Origin of the sequence: Arenibacter sp. P308M17 (genome assembly GCF_003426735.1) — a bacterium.
Lineage (GTDB): Bacteria > Bacteroidota > Bacteroidia > Flavobacteriales > Flavobacteriaceae > Arenibacter.
In genome coordinates this window covers 303,550-316,805 of sequence record NZ_QVON01000005.1, presented here as the reverse complement: position 1 = coordinate 316,805, position 13,256 = coordinate 303,550, and the positions used below count along the sequence as shown (strand labels likewise).

6 protein-coding genes are annotated in these 13,256 nt (G+C 40.5%); 3 read left to right on the top strand and 3 right to left on the bottom strand.

The window, feature by feature from the left end; translation table 11 throughout:
- Positions 1–22 precede the first annotated feature (22 nt).
- The 3 genes from D0S24_RS14010 to D0S24_RS14000 form a co-directional block, all read right to left on the bottom strand.
- Positions 23–2,260: a S9 family peptidase gene (locus D0S24_RS14010; protein WP_117020496.1), complete on the bottom strand. Its 2,238-nt coding sequence runs from the start codon at positions 2,258–2,260 to the stop codon at positions 23–25.
- A gap of 215 nt (positions 2,261–2,475) precedes the next feature.
- Positions 2,476–3,354 carry an AraC family transcriptional regulator gene (locus D0S24_RS14005; RefSeq protein WP_117020495.1) on the bottom strand — a complete coding sequence of 293 codons (879 nt, stop codon included), beginning with the start codon at positions 3,352–3,354 and terminating at the stop codon, positions 2,476–2,478.
- A 40-nt stretch (positions 3,355–3,394) separates the two neighbouring features.
- Complete coding sequence (locus tag D0S24_RS14000) at positions 3,395–4,276, bottom strand: AraC family transcriptional regulator (protein WP_117020494.1); 882 nt, start codon at positions 4,274–4,276, stop codon at positions 3,395–3,397.
- A gap of 219 nt (positions 4,277–4,495) precedes the next feature.
- On the opposite strand from D0S24_RS14000, the gene D0S24_RS13995 reads away from it, so the two are divergent.
- From D0S24_RS13995 to D0S24_RS13975, 3 genes are all read left to right on the top strand, one after another.
- Positions 4,496–6,070: an L-serine ammonia-lyase, iron-sulfur-dependent, subunit alpha gene (locus tag D0S24_RS13995; protein ID WP_117020581.1), complete on the top strand. Its 1,575-nt coding sequence runs from the start codon at positions 4,496–4,498 to the stop codon at positions 6,068–6,070.
- A gap of 141 nt (positions 6,071–6,211) precedes the next feature.
- Positions 6,212–9,229, top strand: coding sequence for a cytochrome c (locus D0S24_RS13990; RefSeq protein ID WP_117020493.1), 3,018 nt, complete (start codon positions 6,212–6,214; stop codon positions 9,227–9,229).
- Positions 9,230–10,067: 838 nt separating this feature from the next.
- A complete protein-coding gene (locus D0S24_RS13975) occupies positions 10,068–13,244 on the top strand; it encodes a SusC/RagA family TonB-linked outer membrane protein (protein ID WP_117020490.1) in 3,177 nt (1,058 codons plus the stop codon).
- Positions 13,245–13,256: the final 12 nt, after the last annotated feature.

Genomic DNA, 13,256 nt, shown 5'->3' with positions numbered 1-13,256 from the left:
TTTTTATCGGTATTGTTTTGGGTCATTTACCTCCTGCAGCCAAGTTCTTTTTCCAAAAAACTTCCATTGTCTCCCTTAGGTGATAGGAGGTATTTTCACGTTCATAAATCGAATGGGCCCTCATTGGGTAGGACATCATGCTAAACATTTTATTATGCCCTATCAATCTATTTACCAACATCTCAAAGCTCTGATAATGTACATTATCGTCGGCAGTACCGTGCATAATCATTAAATTTCCTTCCAAATGCTGCGCGAAATTGATGGGAGATCCATCGTGATACCCCTTGGCATTATCCTCCAAAAGCCCCATATACCTTTCCTGATAGGTAGCATCGTATAGCCTTTGGTCGGACACAAAGGAAACGGCCAATCCGGAAGTATAGATCTTGGGATACCTAAACATACAGTTCAGTGTCATTTGGCCACCACCGCTCCACCCCCAAATCCCTACTCTGGAGGGATCTAGGAAATCATAGGTTTCCAATATTTTTTGAGCGGCCCTGCTCTGATCTTCTGAAGCCAGAATGCCAATTTGTCCATAAATTGATTTGCGCCATTCATGACCTCTAGGTGTTTTGGTTCCCCTGTTGTCCACACTCATTACAACATAGCCCAGCTGGGCCATATATTGATCCCAAAGACTGCCTCCCCCCCAATTGTCCTGAACGGTAGCACCTGCCGGTTCTCCATAAACATAAAACAATAAAGGATATTTTTTTGTAGCATCAAAATCCTTGGGCCTAATCATCCAGGCATCCAAAACCGCTTCACCAATATCCACTTTTACGAACTCCTTATGATTCAATTCCAAAGCATCAAACTTGTTTTTTAGTCCCCTGTTATCCTCCAAAATTCTTCTTTCCTTATGATCTGGAAGACTTATCAGTGAAAATATGGGAGGGGTAACCGTATTTTGGAATATTCGGATTCCCCATTTGGCATCATTGGATATTTGATAGGAATTCTGACCGGAGTTTGCGCTCGGACTTATTTTTTCGGCCTCCCCATTTCCATCAATACGGCTCCTGTACAAATATCTTTGGGTGAAATTATCCGGGGAAGCAATATAATACACATAGCCTCCCTTCGGGTCTATACAGTTGATCTCAACTACGTCGAAATCCCCTTTTGTTATAGGCTGTACAACACTGCCATCCCTGGATACCTTATAGAGATGCAACCATCCATCCCGCTCACTGGACCAAGTAAAATATTTTTCATTTTCCAACCATCTTACATCGTCATGTATATCCAAAAAAGCATCATCCTTTTCCGTAAGGATATTAACAAGGCCCATAGTTTGAATATCCCCAATATAAACTTTATTGGTGTTTTGTCTTCTATTTAACTGCTGGATCATTACCTCATTGGAGTTGGGAATAAAATCCATACGTGCCAAATAGTTATTTTGGGGATCACCCGGCACTTTGAACCATTTTAAAGTACCATTTTCCACAGATACCACCCCCACTTTTACCGCTGAAAGTGCTGTCCCTACCTTTGGATAGGGCATTGGGATTGGCTTGGAATATATTGAATCTACATTGTTGATCATATAAAAGGTACCCACATCCTTGGTATCCGATTGCCAATAGACTATATTCTTGCCATCGGGACTCCACCGAAAGCCATCCCTGCAATCCAATTCCTCTTCATAGACCCAATCGAAAGTACCATTTACAGTATTGCCGCCCCCATCTTTGGTGAGCTGGTCTATTCTATGATCTTCCAGATTTTCCGAAAATATATTTAATTCACTTACATAGGCTACTTTGGTGGCGTCTGGTGAAAATTTGGCAAACATAAGGGATGCCGAAGTCAAGGATTGTCCCAGCCTAGCCAGTTTATTGGTCTTAAGATCCAAAACCCAATAATCGCCCCGCGTGTGATACCTCCAAACTTTACGGGTATTGGTAAAAAGTAGTAGTTTATTGTTATCCATAGACCATTGGTAATCCGAAATGGCAATTGGCTCTTTTTTGCCCTGGGGTATTAATTGTGCAGCGGAAACCAAAACCGACCTTGCTCCACTTTTTGCTTCATACCTAACGATTTCCCTGCCACCAATTTCATTATTGGCCTCTAGGGTAGAATATCCTTTGTTGTCCTTCATCCAACGAACCGGACCAAACCCCTCTTGACGGTATATATTATTCTTATAAATATCTTCTAAGCGCAAGGTCGGCCCATTTTGTGCCAGACCGTTACCCAAAAATAAAAAAATGCACAATGCGCTTCCCAAAATACCTCTTTTCATAGTTCTTTATAGTGTAAATACTGTTCCACAATGGCCCGACCTATAGTGTTACTTCCAATAAAATCACACCTTTGCCGGAACAACAATATTACAAAGTACTTTGGTCCTGTATATTGCCCAAATTAGCAAATGGTGATACTTTTTAAAATTGATTTTAGTGAAATTGCCGAACTGCCGAACTTCCTTGGGGACCACCAACCCGATCGCCACAAATTTTAGCAGTTCCCCAGGTCATTATTTAAATTTGACCGATATTCCATGGGGGACATCCCCGTGTATTTTTTAAAATGCTTATGAAAGTTGGATAAATTGTTGTATCCGCTACTATACCCACAGTCCGAAATACTGTAATCGTCATCATGTAGCAATTCACAAGCGCAACCAATTCTGACCTCTGCCAAATATTGGGAAAATGTTTTCTTGGTCTTGGTTTTAAAAAATCTACAAAAACCTGTTGGAGACATATGGGCCAGATCCGCTATCTCCGAAAGACTGATTAAATCCCTATAGTTTTCCTTGACGAAAGTACAGATTTTAACGATTTTGGGATCGTTCCCATCACCAATCTTATTAGGTGCGGCCTTGGGTGATAATATCATAACATTATTGTCCCTAGAGGCAATATTGAGCAGCTTTAGAAACAATAAAAATTTATTTACACCCGTACAATTGGTAAGCTCCTCTATATAATCCGATAAATATCCGGCACTATCCCTGTTAACCTTTAGCCCATAGTTTGATGATTCTAATAATTTATTAATTCTATAGGCTTCAGGTACGTTTCTTAGGGACTCCTTGATCTTATCTTGGTCAAAAAACAATGAAATGGCCTTGGAACCACTATCGGGGCACCCTGTAGGAACTTTAGTGGTCTTTAGGGCATGTGGTAAATTCCTACCCAGAAAATACACATCGCCCTTTTCATAGGGAACCACCTTGTCCGAGACAAAAAGGAACCCGCTTCCTTCTTGAATCATGGTAATTTGAAATTCCCTGTGAAAATGGATCTGTTGGTAAAATTTGTTCACATTCCACTTTTCCACGACGGGCATTCCGCTTTCCGGCAACAAAATATGGTAAGGCTGTGCGCTCATACATCTATGGATTATAAGAATTCTTGGTAATATTATTTTTCTAATTAAAATTGGACGAAACACGCAATTTATATTGGGTAGGCGTCATCCCTTTGATCGTTTTAAAATGCCGATGAAAACTTGAAATATTGGTAAATCCGGAATTAAAACAGCTTTCCGTTGTATTATGGGTTCCGGCCCTAATAAATTCGCAAGCCTTGGTTATCCGTAACTCTATAAGAAACTGTATGTAGGTCTTTTGCGTTCTGGCCTTAAAAAATCTACTAAATGTAGGCGGGGTCATTTTAAAATGGCCCGCTACCTCGGCCAAAGAAATTCTTTCGTTAAAATTGGATTCGGTATAGGCAAATACCTCATTGATCATTTGAATATCACCATCAACCAAATCGCCTCCCAAATCCTCACGGGCCGAAAGGTAATCTCCTTGATCGCCCTTGGAAATGAAATCCAATATATACAACAGTTCAAGGAACTTATCAAAATCCTCCATCTCTTCCAATCGTCGTATTTTGGAGAGAATTTCCTGGGATTTCCCTGCATTCAACTTAAAACCCAAGGACGCGCTATCCAATAAATTCTTAATGGAGCTTGTTTCGGGGTTTTGTTCAAACAGCGATTCGAAAACATTCCTTTTAAAAAATATACTGATCCTTCTGGCAGGAGATCCTATGTCCTTTCCTTTCACTTTATCCCCAGATTTAAATCCATGGGGCAAATTGCTTCCAAATAAATACACCTCTCCGGGTTTAAAACAATAGGTATTGGAACCGGTAAAAAGATAGCCACTACCCTCCATTATATAGGTGAGTTGACATTCCTCGTGAAAATGGACCAAATCGTAAACATGATCCTCATCGCATTCTTCTACGCGAATCGACATGTTTTTCTGCATGGGTACCTTAAAAGCAATTACATTTGTCATAAAATTACTTTTTAATATTAAATTAAAAAGTTAATTTACTAAAAAAGTCTTAACTTCAGCTATAATATGACACGAAAATATACCAATATATAGATAGATTTGAACAATAGATAAATAACTATGACCTTGTTTAACATATTATAAATTCCATATTTATAATATGAGAATATAAAAAAGTTTAAGATTACAATTCTTAAAAGACCTAATACTATGGAATCCATGAAAACATATCCCAGTATTTTTAATGACGTAATAGGCCCGGTAATGAGGGGGCCTTCCAGTTCGCATTGCGCAGCTGCACTAAGGATAGGGCGAATTTGTCGGGATCTAATGAACAACAATATTGAGGATGTCTATATAGAGTTTGACCCCAATGGATCTTTGGCCACTACCCATTCCGGACAAGGGTCGGATATGGGACTTTTTGGTGGACTATTGGGCTGGAATGCCGACGATGAGCGATTAAAGGATTATGAAATGTACATTAAGAAGGCAGGAATTAAAATAAAAATAGATATCCATCCCATAGATGCCAAGCACCCAAACACCTATAAAATCACTTTAAAAAACAAATTGGAAACCCATCAAGTAATTGGTCTTTCAACTGGTGGAGGAATGATAGAGATCATTGAAATTGATCAAAGCCCGGTATCTTTTATGGGCGATTTTAATCTAACACTAATTATTGGTGATTCCGCTCTAGATTTCTTGGAGTCCATTACGAAAATGGGCTATGGGGAAGTATCGATTCATTCCGGTTCCAGCTATTTTATCCTGGTCCGTTCCAACGAAAAGGAACAACGGCAACTTCTAGAGCAGATAAAAGCATTGGAAATGCCGTTAACAATAAGAACCATAGATCCCGTACTCCCCATAAAATCAAGAAAAAACCTTTCCGTTCCCTTTATTACAGTGGCCCAATTGATGGAATACAATAAGGACAAAAACCTAAATCTCTGGGAGTTGGCTTTGGAATATGAAAGCCAAAGGGGGAACATCCCCAAAGAAGAGGTACTGGACAAAATGGGAAGTATAGTGGATATAATGGAAAACTCCATCAACCTTGGCCTTAAAGGCACCCATTACAAAGATCGTATTTTGGGAAGCCAATCCCTCAACTTTAAAAAAAATAAGGAAGAAAAAAAACTAATCCCGGGAGATGTTCTGAACAATGCCATTATGTTCACCTCATCCATGATGGAAGTAAAAAGTTCCATGGGCGTAATAGTGGCGGCCCCAACTGCAGGCTCATGCGGTGCCCTGCCCGGAACCATTATAGGTACCGCCGTTACTTTGGGGTTTTCTAGAGAACAGATGGTACAAGCCATTTTGGCCGCAGGATTAATAGGGGTATTCATAACGGCCCATGCCACCTTTTCGGCAGAGGTTGGCGGTTGCATGGGAGAATGTGGATCAGCATCAGGTATGGCCGCAGCTGGAGTAGTTGTATTAAAGGACGGGAGCCTGTCCCAATCCCTTGCAGCAGCCTCCATGGCCTTGCAAAGTTCTTTGGGTTTAATATGCGATACCGTTGCCGACCGGGTTGAAGCCCCCTGCCTAAACAGAAATGTGATGGCAGCCTCAACGGCCATCTCTTGTGCAAACATGGCCCTATCCGATTACGACCAGGTAATTCCTCTTGATGAAGTAATAGAAACCATGAAAAGAGTTGGAGACGCCATTCCCCACACCTTAAGATGTACCGGTCTAGGTGGATTGGCCATAACAAGGACCGCTAAAAAAATTGAGGCCGCACTCCACAATAACAGATCGGTATCCTATAAATCCTGCTAATTTAAGATATGTGCCGTAAGAGGAATTTTGTCGTTAATTTTAAAAGTCCTTTATCCCAATAAATAATTTACAGTTGGCAAAAAAACCGGATTTCAATGCCTATCTCCTTAGGTAATAAAATCCTTTCTTAGTCATTATAGTATGAAACGCAAATTTTTAATACATATCTGTCTCTTGATATTTTTAGGTTTATGCAATCACTGTTCCCCTAAAAAAGAATATCAAGGTCTCTGGAACTATGAAATTTTCAGTTCAGAATCCAAGATGCAGTCCGGAACCCTTAAACTTGAACTAAAGGGGGAAACCTATACAGGAACTATGATTTCTGATAAATTGGCAAAATGCCCTATTCAAGATCTCCAAATTAAAGAAAATACTATGTCCCTTAACTTGACCGTTAACGGGAAACTTTTTAAAATAAAAGGCGAATTTAAAGCGGATGGTTTTAGAGGGCAAAGTTGGGGGAATTCCGAAAAAATTACCCTAATAGCGTCCAGGTCCTTGAACCTACCCAAGACCAATAAACCATTAAGTGTTGTCTATGTCCTACAGGATTCGGATTTAAAGGACTTCGAAAAAGATATTGATCACCAAGGAATGATCCAAACCATGGACAAGGATGCATTAAAACATGGTAGTCTAATTTACAATTCCAATTGTATAAATTGCCACGGTGTTCCAGGTATTGAAGGATCTATTCCAAATTCGCTCAAATTTTGGTCAGAACCCTTTAAATATGGAAACGACCCCTATTCCATGTACAGGACCATAACCAAAGGTGCCGGTCTAATGCCTCCACAAATGACATTGACACCACAGGAAAAGTATAATGTAATAACATATATAAGGGAAAATTTTATCAAGGAACAAAACAAGACCGCTTATTTTCATGTTGATTCGGAATATCTAAGGAGCTTGCCCAAAGGGTCCTCAAAAGGTCCAGATTCCAAACCATACCAGCCCTGGTCCGATATGGATTACGGCAATTTTTTAATCAATACCTATGAATTAGCGGATTCGGAAACCGGTATTAAACGATTTCATTCGCCCGGACCACCTCCCTATCCTGACGAAAATTACTTAAAAAATAATTTTGCATATAAAGGAATAGCGGTAAGACTGGACAAAGGCTCGGGCGGAATTTCCAAAGGAAATGCATGGATGATCTTCGACCATGATCTGATGCGGGTGGCCGGGGGATGGACCGGGGAAGGATTTATAGATTGGGAAGGCATTCTATTGAACGACAAGCATGAGACATATCCGCGAACAATAGGTAAATTACATTTCGAGACACCGGTAGAACCTGCATGGGCCGATCCGGAAACAGGTTCATATACGGATATTCGGTTTAAGGCCCGCGATGGTAGACGATTTGGCCCATTACCAAAAGAATGGTCGCACTTTAAAGGGGTTTATAAATATGGAAATAAAATTACTATATCCTATAGCGTAGGGAATACCAATATTTTGGAGCAACTTGGAATGGTAAAAATGGACGGACAAATAATTTTCACCAGAACAATGAATATTAGGCCATCGGAAGTACCGCTTCAAATGAGAGTTGTCCCGGATAGCGTAAAAGTTGAAATCCAAGGACATGGAGCTTCTTTGAAAAATTCTGGAGGATTTGTTGTAATGGATATTCCCAAGGAAAAATCGGCCAAAATAAAATTGTATATCGCCCACTCCGGAAGCAAGGGGTTCACCAATCTGGTCAAGGACCTGCCGGGCCCAGAATCCCTCTACCAATATATTAATGGCGGGGAACCTCAATACAAACAGGAAATTATTTCCACCATCGTCAAGGGAAAGGAGGATGGCCCTATAGCTATGGACCAACTTACCCCTCCTTTTGAAAATCCTTGGAACAGCAGACTGAAATTAAGTGGAATCGATTTTCTTGAAGATACCAATATAGGAGTGCTATGCACCACGGACGGTGATATTTGGACCGTAACCGGCCTTACGGACAATAAGGACAATTTGCGCTGGAAAAGGATTGGTTCTGGCCTTTTCCAGCCATTGGGCATCAAAGTTGTAAATAATAACATTTATGTCATCTGTAGGGACCAAATAGTAAAACTGAACGATCTAAACGGTGACGGTGAAATTGATTTTTATGAGAATTTTAATAACGACCATCAGGTGACCGATCATTTTCATGAGTTTGCAATGGGCCTACAGACGGACCAGGAAGGTAATTTCTATTATGCAAAAAGTGGTCGACATGCTCGGGAAGCATTGGTACCTCAACATGGCACCCTACTTAAAGTTAGCAATGATGGCTCCAGGACAGACATCATTGCCACTGGCTTTAGGGCAGCGAATGGATTATGCATCAATCCGGACGGGAGTTTTATAGTGACCGATCAACAAGGCTTCTGGAATCCTATGAACCGTATTAACTGGGTTGAGGGCAAAGGAAGGTTCTATGGCAATATATGGGGTTATAATCCTCCCAAGGACACCACAAGATTGGGGATGGAACAACCTATGGTCTGGATAGATATGGAGTTCGACAGGTCTCCTTCAGAACTTTTGTGGGTAAGCAGCAAAAAATGGGGGCCCTTGGATAAAAGCTTGCTCAGCTTTTCATATGGATACGGTAAGATCCAACTTGTCTTGCACGAAAAAGTTAAGAACCAAAGACAGGCAGGGATAGTGGACCTTCCCGGTGTAAAGTTTATGACCGGGGTCATGAGAGGAAGGTTCAATCCTGAAGATGGAGATCTATATGCATGTGGAATGTCTGCCTGGGGCACCTCACAAAATATGAGGGGAGGGGAATTTTATAGGCTTCGCTATACGGGAAAACCACTTTCCACTCCTGTTGCCCTAGGCGCTGAAGAGGATGGGATCGTATTATCGTTCGCCTCGGAACTGGACGCTTCCGAGACCGAAAACAACAATAGTTTTGAAGTGCAGACATGGGAACTGCTCAGGAGCCATGAATACGGCTCCAAGCGATACAATACAAAAACACTGCCTGTTTCAGAAGTTAAAATAGGGCATGATGGAAAGAGCGTAAAACTAATACTACCGGATATAGTGCCAGTTGATATCATGAAGATAACGTATAAGGTCATAGATGTAAAAGGCAATGTATTTGAAGGGGAAGTCCAAAATACAATTCATAATCTTAGGAAACTAAACTAATGAACATTGAAATTATATAAGCTCCTGCCCTAGCTGTCAGAGGTTTTGAAACGGAATGGAATTCCTAGGCAAGGACTGGATGATTAGTTGGCGGTAAGAAGTAAACAATAAGCTATAAGCTGTAAGCAATATGCAGTTGGCAAAAAATTGTCTACTGAAAACTGTTTAATGAACACTATCTACTGCCTTTTGCCAACTGTTGTTTCTAGGGTTACCCGTTTTCTTTCCCTAAATCCCATTAAAAATGGATTCCTAAAGTATATAGACCAACCCTTTTTGGAATGCTTCCCAAAAAATGCTTTGGGAATTTGGTATCATATATAAAATACCGTGACCTATAGGATTACTTTACCGATATCCTTAATTGTACCATTATCTGCGACCCTGAAACAAGACAGCCAAATTTCGCATTTTATCTGCCTGTTTGGAATTATTGGATCCCCCAACTATGGCCGATATTCCAATTCTGCCATGGACCTGGTACTCAACAATACGATATTATTGGACCATGCAGATTGAAACTTTATCACAAACTAAGAATCATAACATTAAAAAGTTAAAATATTGCGTTTATATTAATCTAATTCAATTAAAAAGCAAAACTAACAATTTCATCTTTTTAAAACATAATATGCCATTCGCTTATAATGTGTATCAACTTCTGAAAGTAGTATTAAAATATAGATACTAAATGAAAAATAGTTAGTTATCTACCGTTTCATGGGCCAATATTTAACACAATTTATCAAAATAGTATTAACTTCCACTAATTTAGCATCACTCAAAAAGTTATTTTTAACATATTTTTATATCATTATTAAACTAATATTAATAACTCATGAAAAATTGTTTTAAACTAACTTCGATATCACTGCTCCTCTTCTTGGGGACCATGTTATTGCTACCAAAATTGGCCAAAGCCCAAAACCTAACTATTACAGGTACCGTATATGACGAAACCGGTGCTGTTTTACCAGGTGTATCGGTATTAGGCAAAGGTACGTCCATAGGAACGGTGACGGATTTTGATGGAAATTACAGCATTTCCATTAACAACAATACCATTCTAAGCTTTAGCTATATAGGCTACAAACTTCAGGAGATTAACGTGGGGGGCAAAACCACCATAGATGTAACCATGGAACCGGACACACAGGCTCTGGACGAAGTTGTTGTTACTGCTTTGGGGATAAGTCGGGAAAAACAGACGCTAGGTTATGCCGTCCAGGAAATTAACGGGGAGCAATTAACGGTTACCCCTGAACCCAACATTGTTAATTCCCTATCAGGTAAAATTGCCGGGGTCCAAGTAACAAGTGGGGGAAGCACTGTAGGATCTTCTTCCAGAATTGTTATCCGTGGCAACGCCTCCTTTGGTGACAATCAACCACTGTTTGTAGTAGACGGTACACCAATAGACAACTCATCCCCGAATATAAGTGGTGGTGGTGGTGTTGATTGGGGCAACACGGCCGCCGATATAGATCCAAACAATATAGAATCCGTATCGGTACTTAAAGGGGCCAATGCCTCGGCACTATACGGAAGTAGGGCCGCAAATGGGGTTATTATTATTACTACAAAAAAAGGCAGTAAGACCGGGAAGAATTTAGGCGTCAGTATTTCTTCTTCCGTCATTTTTGACAAACCTGCCTATTTTCCAAAACTTCAGAATGAATATGGGGGAGGTTTTGACGGCAGTGAATACATTTTCAACAAGTACAATCAAGATAATAATACTTCCTTAACCTATAATGAGTATGCCAAACAATTTGCCTACAATTATGTAGATGGCAATGGAGGAGGAGTAAATGATTCCTACCCCATAAACTGGGGACCGAGGTTGGATGCCGGATTGTTATTGGACCAGTGGTCTACCGGACCGAATAGTCCATGGGTATCACGACCAAACAATATAAAGGAATGGTTCAATACAGGAATGACCATTCAAAATAGTGTTTCCATTACGGCCAATGGCGAAAAATCATCAGGGAGAATCGGGTTTACCAACGATGAAACCGATGGTATCGTTAACTTCACAGGGCAAAAGCAAAATACATTATCGACCAATATCAATCTGACGCCCTCTGAAAAATTGACCGCTTCGGTAAACTTCACTTATATCAAAAAAGAGAGTGATAACCTTCCGGCGAACGGCTATTCCTGGGCAGATATTTTTGCATGGCTCCAAAGGGATTTCCCAACCCAATATGCCAAAGATCTTTTTTATGAAAAAGGAAATTCGGATTATATCTTTAATGGGGACAATCCTTTCTATAGTTTAAGAAATACCCATGCCTTTAATCGTGAAAGGGTCTTTGGGAATGTAAGGCTTTCTTATCAAATAACAGATTGGCTATCGGTAAATGGCCAAGTCGGCCTTGATTTTTACAATGAAATTAGAAAAAATATTACCCAATCCGGTACTGTACAAAACCAGAATAGGGGATTAAATGGTCAGTTTGACGAAACTCACTTATACAGAAAAGAAGTAAATGCGGATCTCTCACTAAATTTTGATAAAAGTTTTGGCGATTTCCGAATAGACGGACTGATAGGAGGCAACAAAAGAAGCAACAAATACAATAGTATTTCTTTAAGCGCTCCAAATCTTACAGTACCTGATCTTTATACCATTTCCAATGTTAAGGGAGCCCCGGGCACTGGCATGTATTCCAGCGACTATGAGACCAATAGTCTCTTTTTCGCGGCCAACGGATCATTTAAAAAAATACTTTACCTTGGGGTTACCGGTCGTAATGATTGGAGTTCAGCACTCCCTAAGGAAAACTGGTCCTATTTCTATCCATCGGTAAGTCTCGGGTTTAGCGTTACCGATGCATTGGCCTTAAAATCCAATATACTCTCCTACGCCAAATTAAGGGCCAGTTGGGCCAGGGTAGGTGGCGATACGGACCCGTATCAACTTAACAAAACCTATTCGGCAGCGACCTTCAACGGAGTATCCATTTTTACTCCTGCCAATACTTTGCCTCCAACCGCTTTAAAACCGGAAGAAACCACTTCCCAAGAATTTGGAGCGGATATGAGATTTTGGAACAATAGAATAGGAATAGACTTCACCTATTACAAACAAACCACCGTAAACCAAATACTGTCTGTTGCCACTTCTAAATCAACCGGCTACGGGGGCATTAGATTAAATGCCGGGGAAATTGCAAATGAAGGCTTGGAACTTATGATTTCCGGTAAAATTTTGACCAACCCCTCTGGCCTAAATTGGGATATGGTAGTCAATTGGGCAACCAATAAAAGTATGGTAAATACCTTATATGGAGATTTGGAATCCTATCAGATTTCCAGCGGCTTCGGTGGTGCTACTACCTTGGGAATTCCGGGCGAGGAATGGGGCGTGCTCTGGGGCCTCCCATTTGTAAGGGATAATAACGATAATATTGTGGTAGGTGCCAATGGCATACCATTGACTACCAATGTTGCCAAGAAACTTGGAAACGTATCTCCGGATTGGACCGGTGGCATCTCCAATACCTTTTCGTATAAAGGGATCAATTTGAGCTTTTTGGTCGATGCCAAGATGGGTGGGGACATGTTCAGCACCACTGCATGGCACTCGTATCCTACCGGAGCATACGAAAATACCGTAAAAAATAATGTTCGGGAAACCGGTTTGATCGTTGATGGGGTTTTTGAAGATGGAACACCCAATAACGTAAGGGTTTCTGCCCAAGATTATTTTGGTGGTTCCTGGATGTGGAACAATCACGAATATTCCATCCTTGATGCTTCATACGTTAAACTTAGGGAACTCTCTCTTGGTTATAATTTTAATGTTTCCAAAATTAAAGCACTTTCCAAATTAAACGTTTCCGTGGTGGGAAGAAATCTTGCCATACTATATAGAAGCGAGGATACCAAGGAGTATGGGATAGACCCTGAAGTAGGATTTGGCGGTGGGGATGCGGGAATTGGTTATGAAAATTTCCAGATACCCACGACCAGAAATTATGGATTCCGCTTAACGGCTAGTTTTTAATCATAAAAAAAA

Coding starts and splice junctions, on each gene's coding strand:
- D0S24_RS14010 (WP_117020496.1), bottom strand. CDS start 2,260: ATGAAAAGAGGTATTTTGGGAAGCGCATTGTGCATTTTTTTATTTTTG.
- D0S24_RS14005 (WP_117020495.1), bottom strand. CDS start 3,354: ATGAGCGCACAGCCTTACCATATTTTGTTGCCGGAAAGCGGAATGCCC.
- D0S24_RS14000 (WP_117020494.1), bottom strand. CDS start 4,276: ATGACAAATGTAATTGCTTTTAAGGTACCCATGCAGAAAAACATGTCG.
- D0S24_RS13995 (WP_117020581.1), top strand. CDS start 4,496: ATGAAAACATATCCCAGTATTTTTAATGACGTAATAGGCCCGGTAATG.
- D0S24_RS13990 (WP_117020493.1), top strand. CDS start 6,212: ATGAAACGCAAATTTTTAATACATATCTGTCTCTTGATATTTTTAGGT.
- D0S24_RS13975 (WP_117020490.1), top strand. CDS start 10,068: ATGAAAAATTGTTTTAAACTAACTTCGATATCACTGCTCCTCTTCTTG.